Below are 16,267 nucleotides of genomic sequence, written 5' to 3' on the forward strand. Positions count from 1 at the left end.
AGATTTTGCTTTATGGACATAAAATTTATAATTCTTCCCTTTATATTAATTTAGGGGATCTTCATGATTGACATTCTCAGGGAAATGATCAGGGCAGACGTGGGGTTTGAGGATATAACAACCGAGGCAATTGTTGAAAGGGGCACAGTGGCAGTGGCGGATGTCATAGCCGGAGAGGAGGGCATAATTGCAGGTGTGGATGTGGCATGGCTCATAGCCGCGGAATTTGGAATCGAAATAGAAAGGCTGAAAATGGATGGTGATCCGGTTAAAGCCGGTGAAAGGGTTATAATCCTTGAGGGGGAAGCTTCAGATATCCTGAAGATCGAGAGGACAATGCTGAACCTCATGATGAGAATGAGTGGCATAGCCACCCTCACACGAAGCATGCTGGAGCGGGTGAGGGCAGTGAACCCTGATGTGAGGATAGCCGCCACCAGGAAGACAACTCCTGGACTGCAGTGGTTTGAAAAGCAGGCAGTTAAAGTTGGTGGTGGGGACACCCATCGCTTCAGGCTTGATGACTGTGCAATGATCAAGGACAACCACATAGCAATCGCTGGAAGTGTGGGGGACGCGGTGAGGCGGGTTAAGGAACATGTGAGTTTCACAAAGAAGGTTGAGGTTGAGGTTGAAAGGCCAGGTGACGCTGTACTTGCAGCAGATGCAGGGGCCGACATCATCCTGCTTGATAATATGAACCCCGTGGACGTCAGGAAAGCACTGGAAGAACTTGAAAGTGCCGGACTCCGGGACAGGGTGATTGTTGAGGCATCAGGGGGTATAAAACCTGAAAATGTAGATAAATATGCTTCCACTGGAGTTGATGTGATATCAATGGGGTTTATAACCACATCCGCCCATCCAGTTGACCTCAGCCTTGAGATAAGGGAACTGAAATGACCTTTAATTCTGGTAATCAGAACACTTAATTTAATTAAAGAGGGCCTATATTTTCTATTGTTATATTCGGTGTTTCTTTGATTATATGGAATACATTTATATACCTTGAGCCTGATATAGTCACATGGAGGTAGAAACCTATGGAGAATGAAGAGATTCAGAATAACAATGCTGATATGGAAGCTGAAGAGGAAACCGAGGAATTACCCTTTGCCAAGGCAGAGGTTGTCAGGCTCATGAAACAGCACCTTGACAGTGACAAGATGATACGTGAAAGGGTCAAGGTTGAGATGAATAAGTTCCTCGGAGAAATCCTTGAGAAGGTATGCCAGCAGCTTAACCAGTACCCCTATGCCACAGTGGAATACGAGATGCTCAAGGAGTGCATATATCCCTACAAGAACATTGAAAGGATAAATCAGGAAAAGGAACGCCTCCTGGCACACCTTGAGGCAATAAAGGCCGACTGTGATGCAATGGGTATGGATATAAAACGCACACTCAAACTAAGGGATGTTGATGAGGACTAATCCTCCTCATCAATCTTATCTGACTCAAAAACCAAAAATCCCGTCTTGAGGGACTTTATTTCTTCATCTGAGAGCTTTTCCCTCACAGCACTGGGGTGGCCAACAAAACTCTGCCCGAATGGATCCTCAATTATAACTGTGACATTCCTTTTTCCCCCGCGAACTTCACGGAGCATTTCAAGGATCTCTGAGGCCTTTTCCTTTGATTCATCCTCCTCAAAGAGGTTGATGGCTGTTTTAACGGCGGTTTCAAATCTCTCAACAACACCCTCAATGTTGGAGATGTAACCTGTTGACCTGGGGCCAGGTTCAACTTTGAGTCCGAGTTCAGGTATCCTTATGGTTGCTGACTGGGACTTAACGACCCTTGCGTTGAGTGTTTTGTCACCCACCTCGATTGTGTACCTTGATGGTTCCTTCTGCTCAAGGCAGATTATATCTGTGCTTCTGTAGCCACACCTGCTGCAGATGAGTACGGATTCCATTATCTCACCGAAGTAGGGGATCTTCTCAACCCTACTGATGGCGGTCATACACTTCTCTCCACTGCAGACTGGGCAGTCGATCTTCATATTCTGCTGGTTCAATCTGTCACCCCTGTACTCCTGATTACAGAACGCAAATTAAGTGAATGGATCATCAAATTTACACTGTGATATTCAGTTCTCTTCCTGGTAGATAAGTCCTGATGTTCAGTTCTCTTCCCGGTAGATAAGTCCCTTTTCCTCAAGTTCATCCAGTATTGCCTGAAGACTTTCGGGATCCGGTGCACATATCCTGTGGCTGTGGATGTTATCTGAAAGCGTGTAAAGCCTTTCAAGATCTCTTTTTCGTTTTGGACTTTCATTTAACCGCTTGAGAAACCTTTCAGCCTCAACTGGATCGTATACGTTGACCTCACGTTTGAGTGGCTGTGAAAATCCAGGTATTGGATATGATACGTCAACGATTCTTCCGCCATGTCTCTTAATGATGATGTCTATAACCTCACCGAGGCGTTCAACAGGGTGCTGAAGCGTTACCTCGGCGCAGTTTTCCCTTATGAATGACAGCATCCTTTTGATGGTGCATTTTATGTCGTCGTTGTTGATCACCGGTACGTCATGCTCCCTTGCCTTTCTTACAAGGTAGTCATGGATGACACGGTTCTCACGGAAGTATTCAAGGTGTTTTCCACCCCTCTTTACCTCCATGGCCCTCTTAACGAAGCGTTCCTTATGGACATTCTCCTCGGCAGAGAGGACAAAAAAATGAATTGATGCGTTTTCCTCAAATTTTTCAATGTCCAGGAGGCCGGGAAGGAGGTGGACGCCCTCTATGGTCACATCATCAGAGTCAGCAACAGCCCTTTCAATAACCTTCTCAACTGCAGGAATAACGAATGAGGCGTGTTCCTCAAAACCCGCACATATCAGTGACTCAATGTTGTTGTTGCGGAAGCGCTCTTTGTCCCTCAGTGTTGTGTAGGCATCAAATGAGGACTTATGGAGCGCGGGAGCATAATCTGGTCCTATTATGCCCCTTACGATCTCCCTTATGAAATCTGTTTCTATAAGGTGCTTTATGTTTAACTCCCTGGCAAGTTCCGATGCAACGGTGGACTTTCCAATTCCTGAAGCACTTCCTATAAGTATCACATAGGGTTTTCTCAATTTTCACGCCCCATATTTAAAATAGAGGTTATGTAAGGAGATCCTTAACGCGTTCGGCACTTCTCCTCATCTCGATACGGATAAGACCAAGATTTATATCAACGTCGGTTATCAGTACAAGTATTCCCTCCCCGGCGTCTATCATGAGGGTCTTACCCCGGGTACCCTCAATCATAACCTGTTCAAGGGGCTCATGCTTTATTTCCTCGGCGGACCTTTCTGCAGTACCGAAAACTGCTGAAGCCATTGCAGCGACCAGTTCCCCGTCTATGTCGGATGGAACCTCACTTTCGATTACAAGACCATCCTTACCAACAACGAGGGAACCATTTACCCCATTGATCCTACCTAAATCTTTAAGTATTCTTGCTATCATACTATGCCTCCATAAACAGAGTATTCTACCCAAAATATATATGCTTTAAGCATTTATTAATTAAATGAGTATGACTAACTAATTAACAGTTTCTATTTGATTCCAGCAAGTATTAAAGGAGTGATTATTTGCACATATTATCTTCTGTTGAGGAACTGAGGGAGCTGAATCCGTTTATAATCATTGGATGTGGCGGTGGAGGAGAAAAATTTGCAAATTTTGAGGGAGTCGAACCTGTCGGATTTGTTGACGATGACCCCAGAAAACATGGAAAGGACTTCTGCGGATTTAAGGTATCATCAAGCCTCCTTAAGCTTATAGATGAGACCGATGCAAGAAGTGTTGCAATAATGCTCCCCATAGGTGCAGAGGGCACCGCCCTCAAGTATGCTGTGCAGGCGATAAATGAGGGTAAAAATGTTGTGACCTCATTCAGATCACTCCCACTGGCAGATAACACTTCCCTCATAAAATTTGCAGAGCAGATGAATGTAACAATCAAGGAGATAAGCCCCCGCCTTGACAACGTAAGGAAAATATTCGGGGTTGCACCCCCACGCTGCACAGAGGTACTCCCCAAGATAAAATACAGGCACAGGGCACCTGTGGTATTTGTTGGGGGCACCTCACAGGAGTGCGGCAAACGCACAACCACAAGGCTTCTGGGAAAGGAGGCAAAGGAAAGGGGTCTTGAGGCGGGAGTTATCTCAACCGATGAGATGGGACTTGAACAGCCGGTTGACATAAATTTCCGGGCAGGGAGCCTCTCTGTTATGGACGTTGCAGCGGCTGTTATGGGTTCGGTGAAGTACCTTGAGGAGGAGAAGGATCCGGATATAATATTCATAGAGGGCCAGTCAAGCCTCACTGAAAGGAAAAACCCCCACCCGAGGGGTTTATCGGCCTCAATACTTATAGGGGCGATGCCCGACGTTACGGTGCTCTGTCACAGGCCAAACCATCCCTACAGAAAACCAAGGGGGGTAAAGGAGGAGATAAGGGCCATAGAGGCAATCGAGCCAACGAGGGTTATAGGGATTTCCTTAAATTTAAGAAACATGAATGACAGATCAATAATGGAAAGGTATGAAGCACGGTTTGGGCTTCCTGTTGTTGATGTTAAGAATGGGGGGGCTTCAAGATTAATGGATGTGATCATGGAGCACATAGGGGAGATTTAGTTGAGGGACATTCTCGAAATGCTGAAGAAAAGCGTGGGACTTGATGAGGAAGTTAAGGAACCTGAGGAGACGGAAACCATAATAGTGCCGGAGCACTCCTTCTATGAGATCATTCTCCTGAAGGCAAAGTCCATTGGGGATGTGGACGATGCCCTCTCTCAGGTGACCGATGAGAAGAATCCGGTTATACTTGATCTCACCGAGATCCAGAGAGATAATCCATCGGATTTCAAGACGGTGGGGGAACGCATAAAGGATCTCAGGGAGAATCATGGTGCAGAGGCGATACTCCTCTGCAATAAGGAGAAGAATGTGGTGATAATAACTCCACGGGAAATTAAACTCATCAGAAAGGGGTAGTGGACATATGGAGCTTCCGATAACCAAACCATCCAAGATTTCCTACGGCGATGAGATAGATTTCAGTGAACTTCTTGAAAAACTTGCCTCAGATGAATACAATGGATTCATAAGGATTACCCATGCGTCCGATGAGGGCTACATTCTATTCAGGGATGGGGTACACGTTGCAGCGTCATACGACAGATTCATGAAGGAGGAAGCTCTTGAAAGGATAATGGAAGTGGCAGATAAGACAGATACCCTCATAGAACTCTTTGATCTTAAAAGATCACAGCTGGATTACCTCATGGATATAAACAGGATCTACATAATAGAGCAAAGAGATGAGAGGGTAATCGAGCCTCAAACGGTGGAAGAGGAAGACTACTTCAATCCAAAGGAGGCAAGCTACAGACAGCCCATAACAGATGAAGAGACGCCCGAAACGTCTGAAATAGCCGTTGATACTTCCCCTGACATTGAAGATACTGAATTCACAGGTGCTCTGGAAGGTGAAGATGCAGAATCAACTGAAACCCAATCAAAGCCTCAGGTAGATGTTACAGGAGAAGTTACTCAGGAACCCCAAACTTTAAAGACTGAAGAGTCCCCTGAAGTTCCCGTCGCTAATGAATCGACTGATGCTGACACTGAAAAGGAAGAGGAACTTGAGAATGAAGCTTCAGAATCCATGGATGTGACTGACTCCAAACCACTCAGCAGAGACGAGCTCATGAAAAAATATGGCCTCAGGGATATAGGTGAAGAGGAGGTCGAAAAGGTCCTTGAGACATATAAGGGTGGCGCGATCACAGATATCGATCCTGAAAGGGTTGAACTGACCCTTATGAATAAAATAAAAATGTCTATACTTGGAATACCCCGTATAAAGGGTGCTGAGGTGATCGTTTTCCTTGACAACACATATGACCTTAGTGGAAGGATCAAGATAATGGTTGAACATGAGGGTAAGGGTATCTTCTCAAGGATCATGGGGGATTCAAAGGAGGAGGAGAACCTCAAGTTTCATATAATGGATATTGTTGAGATGGAACTCAGGAAAACATTCAGGGATTTTCCTGAGATAGTGGATAACTTTGAGGTGAGTATTGAGGTTCGGTGATCTGCTTTTTGCTGTACTGGACATCAATATTTATATTAGGATGACTGTTATTATCTATGTGGAGGTATTGGAATGACAAGAGTGATTACAGTCGCATCAGGTAAGGGAGGTGTGGGGAAGACAACCATCACTGCTAACCTGGGTGTTGCCCTCTCAACCTACGGTGAAAGGGTTGTTGTGCTTGACGCTGATATAGCAATGGCAAACCTTGAACTCATCCTGGGGATGGAGGGAAAATCCGTCACACTTCATGATGTTCTCGCAGGTAACGCTTCAATTGAGGACGCGGTTTATGAGGGTCCCAATGGCGTGAGGGTGGTACCTGCCGGTATATCACTTGAGGGGCTCAGAAACGTTAAACTTGACCGCCTTGAGGATGCCCTTGCATACCTCATAGAGGATACTGATATACTCCTTATAGATGCTCCTGCAGGTCTTGAGAAGGACGCTGTTGCCGCACTTGCAGCTGCAGATGAACTTCTGCTTGTCACAACACCCGAGGTGCCATCAATAAGTGACGCCCTCAAAACAAAGATCGTCGCAAGTAAACTTGGCATCAACATAATAGGTGTTGTCATAAACCGTGAGCAGTACGATAAAACCTTCCTGAGTGTTGAGGAGGTTGAGACAATACTTGAGGTTCCTGTTATTGCGGTGATACCTGATGATCCCGAGGTGAGCAGGGCAGCAGCCTTTGGTGAGCCCATAGTCATTAAGAATCCAAAGTCACCTGCAAGCAATTCCCTGATGAAACTTGCAGCGGACCTCATCGGTGAGGACTATCAGCCAATAGAACCAGACAAGCAGGGTGTTATCGCCAAACTCATAAGCGGTTTGATGGGGCGAAGGTGATCACCCCCGGTGATTTATTTTGATGAGTGTTGTCAGTGTTGGAACCTGCAACATGGATTTTATTTTTCGGGTGCCAAGATTCGTTGAACCAGACTCTGAGATGAACATAGAAGATTTAAATGTCATTCCAGGGGGGTCCGCGTTCAACTTTGCCGTCTGGATCTCCCACCTTGGATTTAAGGCCGGGGTTGTGTCATCGGTGGGCAGGGATGTTTACGGGGACATGATAACATCCCTTCTGGAATTCAGGGGAGTTGATACATCCTTCATATCAAGGCAGGGTGAAAAAACTGGTATGGCCTTCATATCAGTGGATGATACTGGAAGGAGGTCCATTTACTCCTACATGGGTGCAAACGCCAGTCTAAAGATTGGTGAGGCAGAATCAGAATATATAATGGCTGCAGATGCAGTTCATCTCAGCGGCTGCTACCTTGAGGTTGCCAGTGCGGTTTCAGGTATCAGGAACGTCTCCTTCAGCCCAGGCACACTCCTGGCATCATATGGCATTGAAAGGCTTTCAGGTGTTCTTGAGAGAACCAGCATAATATTCCTTAATGATGATGAGCTTGAGATGCTAACCGGCTCCGGGAGGTCAGGGATTGAAAGACTTCTTGAGGCCGGGGTCGGGAACGTTGTTGTGACCCATGGACCCAGAGGGGCATCCTTCTTTTCAGAGGACCACTCAGAGACCCTGGAAATTGAGGCTGAGGATGCGCTGGATACCACTGGGGCAGGGGACGCCTTTGCAGCGGGTTTTATGTCAATGTGGCTTAGAGGTTCAGAGCCAGCTGAGTGCCTGAGAAACGGTCACAGGGTGGCACGCAGGGTGATTTCAAGGATTGGCGCATTTTAGATTGGGCTGATTTTAAGGAGATCCCTTATGTTTCCATCAGAAACCCGCCTTATGTCACTGCGGCTGAAACCCTCCATCTTCATTCTCTGAACCGTTCTTGGAACTGAAAGGGGATCAGATGGCGCTGAGCTCATGTCACTGTTAAGTACAAACCTGTCTGTCCAATATTCACGCAGAATTTCAACGGCTTCTTCTGGCGTGAGCTTTTCAGGTGGCACAGTCAGTCCCAAGCATGCATTCAGTTTCCACAAGCTCCGGGAGAACCTCCATGTTAACATGTTCAACCACCACCATGGACTCATCGATTGTACCGTCGATTACATCCATTATCTGGGGGGTAACATCGGCCTTTTCTCTCCTTGGGGTGTGGACAATCACAGGGTAATCAAGCTCATCAGCCACTTTTAGCTGGGATTTAAAGACATCCTTTTCAATGTCTGAACCAGAGTCAAGACCCACCTCACCAACAGCAACCACAGACGGATTTTTGAGGAGATCTGGGAGTTTTTCAATCACCCTTTCAGGGTCGCTGGGTATTGCACGGGGGTGTATTCCAAGGGCCGTATAGACTTTTAACCCGTTGCGGGCGGCCCTCTCAGGGTCCACTGTTAGTAGTCTCCTGAAATGCGCCATGACAACATCCGATGATGTCATCTCCAGGGGGTCATGGGCACAGGTAAGGGCCCCCTCTATGCCACTCACAGCCATTAGCTCAAAATCTTCAAAGGGTCTCGTATCCGCATGTATATGGCTATCTATCAGTTCAAATCCTCCTTTAAACCACTACAACTGTAAATTACTCAATAAAATATTTAAAATCTGATGAATATAAAGACATAAGGAGGCTGTTTGATGTACAAAGAGAGGCTCACTGACGTATACGAATATCTCTATGAGGATCTTCAGTTCATCCTCAAATCCAGCATAAGGTTCAGGATAATGGTTTCGCTTCTCAGGTCACCGAAAACCTTTGATGAGATTAAAGGGGAAGTTAAGGTGAGCCTTCCAGCACTTTACAGTAACATAAAATTACTTCTTGAGGAGGGGGCCATCACCAGGAGGGGGAACTCTTACAGCCTTACATCAGAGGCAACCCTCAAGACCCTCTCAGCACTGAAATTGATGAACTCTGTGAGGGTTATGAATGGATTTGATGAAATGTGGCTGAATCATGATATCAGCGGGATTCCTGAATACCTCATTGAGGATATTGACTGGCTCATAAATTCTGAACTCATCAGGTCAGCACCTGAGGATATATACAGGCCCCAAAACACCTACAGAAGACTTATATTGGATTCTGAGGAGGTTTATGGCGTATCCCCCATCTCTCACAGGGACCTGGTTGATATCTATGAGGGGTTCCTGGAAAGGGGGGTTCCTGTTGAACTTGTCCTCACAGATGGCGTGATACGGGAGATGGTTTTAAATGCAAGTTTCGGGCTCCTCAGGACTGCAATTAAGAACAGAAACCTTAAGGTTCTCCGATTTCAGGGCTCATTGAAGATTGCGTTCACGGTGACCGATAAGTTCCTCTCACTGGGTCTTTTTGATAGCAGAGGATTTTATGACCAGAACAGGGATATCATGAGTACTGACAGTAGAGCCATTGAGTGGGGCTTCCGGCTCTATGAACATTACAGGGAGAGATCTGAAAAGCTTGGCATCAGAAACCTGACTGGAATAATGTTATCAATGTAGGGGGCAGAGGATGGAACTTAACAGTGATTTTAACCTACTTTCAGGGTTTTCGGATGACATTCATGATTTGCTTGCTGAGATCAGATTTATAGCAGGATCCCGGGTGCGATCAGGTGTAATACTCAATCTTATGGACGGAGAAAAAAGGGTTTCTGAGATCAGGGACATCATAAGGACCTCAAATTCAGCCACCACACATGCACTCATGGAGCTGGAGGAAAGGAGGCTGGTGGAGAGGTCCTCAGATACATGCAGACTAACTTCAAAGGGAAAGCTTATGGGAATCACCCTATCAAAATTTATGAACTCAATGGATGCTGTGAGGCTTCACAGGGAATTCTGGAACAAACATTCAATTGGATCAATTCCAGCGCGGTTCCTCATGGACATAAACGTCTTTAGGGACGCCTACATTGTTGAGGCAACACCAGATGACCTCCAGAGACCATACACAACCTACCTTGAGATGCTGGATAACGCCACCCGCCTCAGGGCAATGCTTTCATCCTGCCTTCCCAGGCACACAGAATCAATAGCAGGGTTCGTTGAAACTGGCGGAAGGGTGGAGCTCATACTGACACCTAACACATATCATGTTTTTCTTGGGGAGTCTGGCTTAATGAACCTCCATGAACTCATGGATTCAGATTTACTGAGAATTGGTGTTCTCCCTGAGAATCAGGAGATCTCGTACCTGATATCTGACACTTTTTTCTCAATGAGCCTCTTTAAAAGGGATGGCTTTGATTCATCAAAAACGGAAATCCTGTTGGGTCATGGGGATGAGATTCTCCAGTGGGGGAACAGTCTGTTTGATTACCACTGGAGCCTCTCATCGGTACTGGACAGTGAATCTCTGGGCAGCGTCAGGGAGACCCCGCTTCCTCTGGAGGAGTAGTTTCAGGATTTTATAAATTCCTCTAACTTTGAATCCAGTTCCTCAATCTTCAACCTTATCTGACTGCAGTCATCCCTGCTCCTGAGGGTCACTGTTCCATCCTCAAGGGTTTCATGGTCCACTGTAACCGCAAATGGAACCCCTATTTCATCTGAACGGGCATACCTTCTCCCTATGGTCCCTGAGGAGTCAAATTCAGCTATGAACCCTGATTTTCTGAGCTTTCTTTTTATTTCAAGGGCAACCTCAACCATTTCTTTCTTGTTTACAAGGGGGAACACGCTGACCTCCACCGGCGCAACATGGGGTGGGAGTCGGAAGTAGGTCCTGTCATCTTCATCCACAAGGGAATGGAGGAGAAGGGTGTAGATTATTCTGTCTATACCGAATGATGGCTCTATGACATGTGGATAGACCTTTTCTCCTGTCACAACTTCCTCCACATCCTCAAAGGTGACATCATCTGGCAGTATTTCGAATTCACCGTCAAGGATGAATTTGCCCTCATTCCTGAGTGCTTTTTCCACTTCATCAGCTTCAATTTCACTGAGTGCCTGGGCTATCCTTGCAGCGTCCTTGCGGAACCTTGGACCGAGTCTGCCCATGTCAGGTTTAACAGCGCGCCTTTTAATTTTCTTTGGTTTTTCGTATTCTATGAAAACCCTTAGGTCCTCGCCGCTGTACTGGCTGTGGGATTTTAGATCATAGTCTGTCCTGTCGGCTATCCCTATAATCTCTATCCAGCCATAGGAATCTGTGAATGCCTCAACGTCCCAGCAGTCAATTGCATAGTGGGCCATTTCAGAGGGAAGGTGCTGCCTGAACCTCAGGGCATCCTCGGGTATTCCTATATCTGTGAGGAACCTCTTTGCAAGGCAGAGGTGGTATGTCAGTATTTCACTTGATACAATGCCCTTTTCAACTGCTTCAGCAGCGGTCATCTCAGAGGGCTCTGAACCATCAAGCTGGTCATCTGCAGAATATAATCTGAGTTTATCCCCTTTAACAGTATCAAAATCAGGGTGTGACTTGTCTTCAGGGTTGACGAATATCTCTGCCTCTGCCTGTGTGAACTCACGGAGCCTTATAACACCCTGTCTGGGTGATATCTCATTGCGGTATGATTTGCCCAGCTGAACAACGCCGAATGGCAGGCGGTTTCTGAAGAACCTCAGAAGCCTCTTGAAGGGTATGAATATCCCCTGGGCAGTGTCAAGTGTGAGGTACCCTGTTTTTTTTCCTTTAGCCCCTATCAGGGTCTGGAACATGAGGTTGTAGCTCCATACATGGGTGAGGTGTCCACCACACCTCGGGCACCTTATAGCCTCATCTGATATGATCTCTGTAAGCTCCTGGTTTTCGAGGCCCTCAACATCCCTTCCTGTTGCATCCTCGATTATGTGGTCGGCCCTGTAGACATCCATGCACTCCTTGCACTGGGTCATTGGGTCATTGAAGTGGTCAACGTGTCCTGATGCCTTGAGGGCCTCCTCTGGCATTATGGTGGGGGACTCTATTTCATAGAAGCCCTCCCTGACCACATAGAATTCACGCCACCTGTTCATTATCTTGTTCTTGAGTGTTGCTCCAAGTGGTCCGTAATCCACGAAACCTGCCACACCTGAGTAGATTTCAAATGAAGACCACAGGAAACCTCTCTTCCTTGCAACGGTCATTGTCTTTTCATGATTCAACATGATCACTCCTTTTCATCAGATCCTTGAGGTTCTTATTTCATAATCATCCTTTATCCTGCTTGTCTGGGGCCTTGTCTGGCCGATGTATTTGCTGTCACGTGATGGGTGACCATATGGTTTCTCTGCAGGACTTGTCATTGTCTCGAAGACTATCTGGCAGACCCTCTGGCCAGGGTAGAGGGCCACCGGCATCTTACCTATATTGGATATCTCAAGGGTTATCCTTCCATGGAAGCCAGGGTCCACGTATCCTGCAGTTACATGCATGGTTATGCCGAGTCGCCCGATGGATGAACGGCCCTCAACCCTTGCAACAAGGTTATCTGGGAGCCCTATGTATTCATAGGTTGTTGCAAGGGCAAATTCACCTGGATGTATTATGAATGGACCCTCCTCAACATGAAAGGTTTCCATGTATGATTCTATATCCGCAGGGTCCTTGGGGTCTATGCAGGGTTTTCTTATAACCCTGAATCCCCTGAATTCATCGCCTATTCTAAGGTCAACTGAGGATGGCTGTATCTGCCTTTCAGGGTCATCAAGGGGGTCTATGGTTATCAGTCCCTCCTCAAGGTACCTCTTTATGTCACGGTCGCTGAGTATTGCCATTAAAACATCTCCTCTTTATTTTTGGGGGTATTTTTCTTTTACCTTGCTCTTCCCAAAGCATCTCCTCTTTATTTTTTGGTGCTGTCCTTTTCTTTCACCCTGATCTCTCCGGGGTTTTCAACGGCGTCAGGTATGCCGCTGCTGTTACCCACACCGATTATGAGGATTGAATCTGCATCTGATCTGGATATTATATCCTCTATCCTTGAGCGGGCGACGCTGCAGGCGTCAAGTATTTCCCTCGTCATATGGGACATCGCCTCCTCGGGGGACATCTTTATTATGATGGCGTGGGTTCTGTGTTCAAGTATCATGTTCTCCATGAACCACTTTTCAACCCCCAGGCCACCTATGGCCACCCCGACCCCCTCAGCCACTGTACCTGTTTTTTCACCCTCCATTTTAGCGGCAGCATCCACCATTATAACCTCGTCGAACTCATCCTCACTGAGGATCTCCTCAAGGGCCTTCACCACCATTCCAAGCCTTGAACCGGGACCATGTGGCTTCAGAATACCAATATCCTTATCCATGAATCTTTTCCTTACATAGACCATTTCATGGAGGTGTTTTTTTCTGTCCTCTTCATCTATGAGCATCCCTGCTGTGAGGGGGCCGGCACCGTCACCCAGGGGGAGGGAGGATGAGATTGCCTGGCAGCCATCCAGGTATGCCCTGGCGGTCCTCATGATCAGCTCAAGGTTCATCTGGAGTGCAACCAGAATCTGAAGGTTTCCTGTCTTCCTTGATAGTTCAAGGTTATGCCTGAGAAATTTGAGGATACCTCTGATACCTGCGGTCACCTTCATGCACATTATTATGGTTAGCCTTTTTTTCACTGTCCGCATCTGGGGGAAAGTACTTCAATCATCTCCCTGATACGGAGGTCTCCCATCTCAAGGAGCCTCCTGAATTTATCTGCAAGTCCTGATGGATCAATATCCGAGGGGGGTACTATGAAGAACTCCAGGTAGTCCTCCAGGAGACCCTCATCTGTGATGCCGCTGAGGTCCATTATTATCTTTCTGGCCTTCTTCTCCATATCATCCAGTTCCCTGATGGCCCCCTCAACCGCAGAGAACATCCTCATCCTGATTATAACAGGCAGGAAAATGATGAGTACGATGAAGATAATGATACCCACCATATCAAGTAAACCGAAAAACAGACCAAGACCTCCTGAACCTTATTCTTTCATCCTGTTTTTTATTCTCCGGAGGACACCCTTAAGTGTATGGTCCTCCCTTGCTGTTCTGAAGGCCCTCCCGGTCACATTCCTGAACACCCTCGAGGCAACCCTCTCCTTGTGTGGGGGAATGTCAATCAATGAGAGTATCTCGTCCATCTCATCCACGAGAAGTTTTTTTTCAACTCCTGAGGCATCCTCAAGTCCTTCGCAGTCAAAATCTCTTTTTTTGAATATCTCATAAAATATTATTGCGGCGGCGTGGGTTATATTCATTATGGGGTATTCCCTATCTGTGGGGATACTCACCACCATGTCGCATAGGCCGAGCTCCCTGTTTGAGAGCCCATCCCCCTCACGCCCAAAGAGGATGAAGGTCCTTGAGGAGGGGTTGATGGCTGAGGCGAGCTGGGATGGTCTCAGGGGTATTCTGTCAACGTTGTAGCTCCCTCCAGGCACACCGGTTGTTCCAACAAGAAAGTCAGGTTCAAGGTTTTCTATCATCTCATCAAGGGTCTGGTAGATGATGGCATCCTCAACAAGGTCCCTGGCATGCATTGCCTGGTAATAGGCCTCATCCTCAAGGCTGCAGGGGTTTATGAGGATGAGATTTTGAAGGCCGAAGTTCTTCATGGCCCTCGCAAGGAAACCCACATTCCCAGGGGTTTCAGGTTCCACAAAGACGACCCCAATGTTTCTGGAGAGGAGCTCGTAAACTTCCATATCCAGCCCCCTCAGTCATCGGAATAGGCCATGTCGAGGAGTTCAAGGATGTTCATAACCTTCACGTCCCCAAGACCCTCCTTCTCAAGGGAATCCTTTATATGGAGCTGGCAGAAGGGGCATATTGTTATCACGGCGTCAACATTGAGTTTGCGTATCATCTCAGCCTTCTTCTTTCCCAGGCTTTCGGCTATCTCAGGTTTACCGGATTTCACACCTCCACCTGATCCACAGCACTGCCCCTGTTTTTCCATTTCAACAAATTCAAGGCCCGGGATGCTGTTAAGTATCTTCCTTGGCTCCAGTTTAACGCCCTGACCCCTCAGAAGGTGGCAGGGATCATGGTAGGTCACCCTCATATTGACAGGCTTCATTTTAATGTCGTCGATCCGATCTGCCAGGAATTCGCTGATGTCAAGGACGTTCAGTTCAACGCCATAACGGGGATAGTCCTTCTTGAGGGTGGCTCCGCAGCCAGCACAGACTGTTATTATGGTGTCATACCCCTCGAGGGCCCTCCTGTTTCTCTCAACAAGATCCTCAACAATGTCGAGCTGTCCTGTCCTTATCATGGGTGATCCGCAGCACACCTGACCATCAGGGACGTCAACCTCGAAGCCGTGTTCTCTCAGCACCCTCAGAAGTGCCATTCCAACATCAGGCATCCTGTAGTCGACCAGGCATCCTGTGAAGAAACCTATCCTTGAGCCCGGGTTCTGCCCCACTGATTCAATGAAACCCTTTCCTATATGGTCAACGGATCTGCCTGTCTCTGAAATGAGTTTTTTGATCTTTCTGTGGGCATCGAGGGGTCCTGCGCCCTCTCTGCATGCCATGGCCCTCAGCTTTTCAATCGCATCCCCGGGTACATTGAGTTCCTTGGGGCATACCTCGGCACATTTACCGCAGGTGGTACAGCAGTAAAGTCCTTCCTCCACACCCCCAGCGGCTCTTTCGGCCTCATCACGTGGATCGAAGGCAAATTTTGATATGTACCTCATGAAGTAGGGTCCTGCATACTCTGTGCTCTCCTTTATAACAGGGCATGAACTTATGCAGGAGAAACACTCTATGCATCCCCTCAGTTTTTTGGTGTCCTGGTAGTCCTCTGGTTTGATCCTCTGGATGCCCCTTGCTTCTGACTGGAGGTAGAGGCCCATGGCCCTCACCTTATCCTCTATTTCGCTCCTGTCAACCATCAGGTCCTTTATAACCGGGAGGTCCACCGGCTCAATAACGGCACCATCCTCCACCTCTGCCCTGCATGCCAGGACAACCTCTCCGTTCATCTTAACAGCACATGAACCGCACTGCCCTGCCCTGCATGAGCTTCTGAAGGCAATATTGGCATTATACATTTTATTTATAAGCTGAAGGGCATCAAGAACCTTCATTTTTTCCTTTGAAGGTATATCATAACTTTCAAGATGTGGTTTCTCATCTACACCTGGTTCAAACCTTAAAACCTTAACATTTATCATTTTTATCTCCGCACCGAATCATGTGAAGAAATTATTTAGAATTAACTGAATCCTAATTGTTCATGGTCCATATTAAGGTTTGTGATTCCAACTGATAAATTTTTTATAAAATGTTAATAGATGTATTCTGAGTACGGTTGCTATGTGTACTGACAGG

At 46.9% G+C, this 16,267-nt stretch carries 20 protein-coding genes; 9 read left to right on the plus strand and 11 right to left on the minus strand.

Annotation, left to right across the window (positions count from 1 at the left end; genetic code table 11):
- Nucleotides 1-63 precede the first annotated feature (63 nt).
- Both nadC and MTBMA_RS01995 read left to right on the plus strand, forming a co-directional pair.
- The gene (gene nadC, locus MTBMA_RS01990) at nt 64-903 is read left to right on the plus strand and encodes a carboxylating nicotinate-nucleotide diphosphorylase (protein ID WP_013295230.1); all 840 of its coding nucleotides are present in this window, start codon (nt 64-66) and stop codon (nt 901-903) included.
- Between the two features lie 140 nt (nt 904-1,043).
- Complete coding sequence (locus MTBMA_RS01995) at nt 1,044-1,433, plus strand: hypothetical protein (protein WP_013295231.1); 390 nt, start codon at nt 1,044-1,046, stop codon at nt 1,431-1,433.
- Here MTBMA_RS01995 and MTBMA_RS02000 read toward each other — a convergent pair.
- The 3 genes from MTBMA_RS02000 to MTBMA_RS02010 form a co-directional block, all read right to left on the minus strand.
- Complete coding sequence (locus MTBMA_RS02000) at nt 1,430-2,020, minus strand: ZPR1 zinc finger domain-containing protein (RefSeq protein WP_013295232.1); 591 nt, start codon at nt 2,018-2,020, stop codon at nt 1,430-1,432. The two genes, MTBMA_RS01995 and MTBMA_RS02000, sit on opposite strands and share 4 nt — an antisense overlap.
- A gap of 105 nt (nt 2,021-2,125) precedes the next feature.
- On the minus strand, nt 2,126-3,085 hold the full coding sequence (locus MTBMA_RS02005) for a 3H domain-containing protein (protein WP_013295233.1): 960 nt from the start codon (nt 3,083-3,085) through the stop codon (nt 2,126-2,128).
- A gap of 28 nt (nt 3,086-3,113) precedes the next feature.
- Nucleotides 3,114-3,461 (minus strand): roadblock/LC7 domain-containing protein, encoded by a 348-nt coding sequence (locus MTBMA_RS02010; protein WP_010877438.1) that lies wholly within the window; start codon nt 3,459-3,461, stop codon nt 3,114-3,116.
- Between the two features lie 128 nt (nt 3,462-3,589).
- On the opposite strand from MTBMA_RS02010, the gene MTBMA_RS02015 reads away from it, so the two are divergent.
- The 5 genes from MTBMA_RS02015 to MTBMA_RS02035 all read left to right on the plus strand — a co-directional run bounded on the left by MTBMA_RS02015 (nt 3,590) and on the right by MTBMA_RS02035 (nt 7,815).
- Nucleotides 3,590-4,642, plus strand: coding sequence for a DUF1611 domain-containing protein (locus MTBMA_RS02015; protein ID WP_013295234.1), 1,053 nt, complete (start codon nt 3,590-3,592; stop codon nt 4,640-4,642).
- Complete coding sequence (locus MTBMA_RS02020; protein ID WP_013295235.1) at nt 4,643-5,002, plus strand: cell division protein SepF; 360 nt, start codon at nt 4,643-4,645, stop codon at nt 5,000-5,002.
- A 7-nt stretch (nt 5,003-5,009) separates the two neighbouring features.
- Complete coding sequence (locus tag MTBMA_RS02025; protein WP_013295236.1) at nt 5,010-6,107, plus strand: DUF2226 domain-containing protein; 1,098 nt, start codon at nt 5,010-5,012, stop codon at nt 6,105-6,107.
- A gap of 72 nt (nt 6,108-6,179) precedes the next feature.
- Complete coding sequence (gene minD, locus MTBMA_RS02030) at nt 6,180-6,959, plus strand: septum site-determining protein MinD (protein WP_013295237.1); 780 nt, start codon at nt 6,180-6,182, stop codon at nt 6,957-6,959.
- A gap of 22 nt (nt 6,960-6,981) precedes the next feature.
- Nucleotides 6,982-7,815, plus strand: coding sequence for a carbohydrate kinase family protein (locus MTBMA_RS02035; RefSeq protein WP_013295238.1), 834 nt, complete (start codon nt 6,982-6,984; stop codon nt 7,813-7,815).
- Here MTBMA_RS02035 and MTBMA_RS09175 read toward each other — a convergent pair.
- Entirely contained in the window at nt 7,812-8,033 is a 222-nt protein-coding gene (locus tag MTBMA_RS09175; protein ID WP_238523394.1) for a hypothetical protein, read from the minus strand. The genes MTBMA_RS02035 and MTBMA_RS09175 overlap by 4 nt on opposite strands.
- Nucleotides 8,023-8,523: a TatD family hydrolase gene (locus tag MTBMA_RS02040; protein ID WP_013295240.1), complete on the minus strand. Its 501-nt coding sequence runs from the start codon at nt 8,521-8,523 to the stop codon at nt 8,023-8,025. Before MTBMA_RS02040 ends, MTBMA_RS09175 begins: the two co-directional genes overlap by 11 nt.
- A gap of 144 nt (nt 8,524-8,667) precedes the next feature.
- Between MTBMA_RS02040 and MTBMA_RS02045 the strand changes: the two genes are divergently transcribed.
- Nucleotides 8,668-9,516, plus strand: coding sequence for a helix-turn-helix transcriptional regulator (locus MTBMA_RS02045; RefSeq protein ID WP_013295241.1), 849 nt, complete (start codon nt 8,668-8,670; stop codon nt 9,514-9,516).
- A 10-nt stretch (nt 9,517-9,526) separates the two neighbouring features.
- Nucleotides 9,527-10,414: a helix-turn-helix transcriptional regulator gene (locus MTBMA_RS02050; protein WP_013295242.1), complete on the plus strand. Its 888-nt coding sequence runs from the start codon at nt 9,527-9,529 to the stop codon at nt 10,412-10,414.
- A gap of 2 nt (nt 10,415-10,416) precedes the next feature.
- Here MTBMA_RS02050 and glyS read toward each other — a convergent pair whose 3' ends face one another.
- From glyS to tfrB, 6 genes are all read right to left on the minus strand, one after another.
- Complete coding sequence (glyS, locus tag MTBMA_RS02055; RefSeq protein ID WP_048901173.1) at nt 10,417-12,108, minus strand: glycine--tRNA ligase; 1,692 nt, start codon at nt 12,106-12,108, stop codon at nt 10,417-10,419.
- A gap of 18 nt (nt 12,109-12,126) precedes the next feature.
- On the minus strand, nt 12,127-12,720 hold the full coding sequence (gene dcd / locus MTBMA_RS02060) for a dCTP deaminase (protein WP_013295244.1): 594 nt from the start codon (nt 12,718-12,720) through the stop codon (nt 12,127-12,129).
- Nucleotides 12,721-12,788: 68 nt separating this feature from the next.
- Nucleotides 12,789-13,559 carry a DUF1512 family protein gene (locus MTBMA_RS02065; protein WP_171770389.1) on the minus strand — a complete coding sequence of 257 codons (771 nt, stop codon included), beginning with the start codon at nt 13,557-13,559 and terminating at the stop codon, nt 12,789-12,791.
- Nucleotides 13,556-13,864: a DUF1512 family protein gene (locus MTBMA_RS09265; RefSeq protein ID WP_171770390.1), complete on the minus strand. Its 309-nt coding sequence runs from the start codon at nt 13,862-13,864 to the stop codon at nt 13,556-13,558. The genes MTBMA_RS02065 and MTBMA_RS09265 overlap by 4 nt, the downstream gene beginning before the upstream one ends.
- Before the next feature lie 42 nt (nt 13,865-13,906).
- Nucleotides 13,907-14,629: a TrmJ/YjtD family RNA methyltransferase gene (locus MTBMA_RS02075; protein WP_013295247.1), complete on the minus strand. Its 723-nt coding sequence runs from the start codon at nt 14,627-14,629 to the stop codon at nt 13,907-13,909.
- Between the two features lie 11 nt (nt 14,630-14,640).
- Nucleotides 14,641-16,110: a fumarate reductase (CoM/CoB) subunit TfrB gene (gene tfrB / locus MTBMA_RS02080; RefSeq protein WP_013295248.1), complete on the minus strand. Its 1,470-nt coding sequence runs from the start codon at nt 16,108-16,110 to the stop codon at nt 14,641-14,643.
- Nucleotides 16,111-16,267: the final 157 nt, after the last annotated feature.

The sequence above is a fragment of the Methanothermobacter marburgensis str. Marburg genome (genome assembly GCF_000145295.1).
Classification (GTDB): domain Archaea; phylum Methanobacteriota; class Methanobacteria; order Methanobacteriales; family Methanothermobacteraceae; genus Methanothermobacter; species Methanothermobacter marburgensis.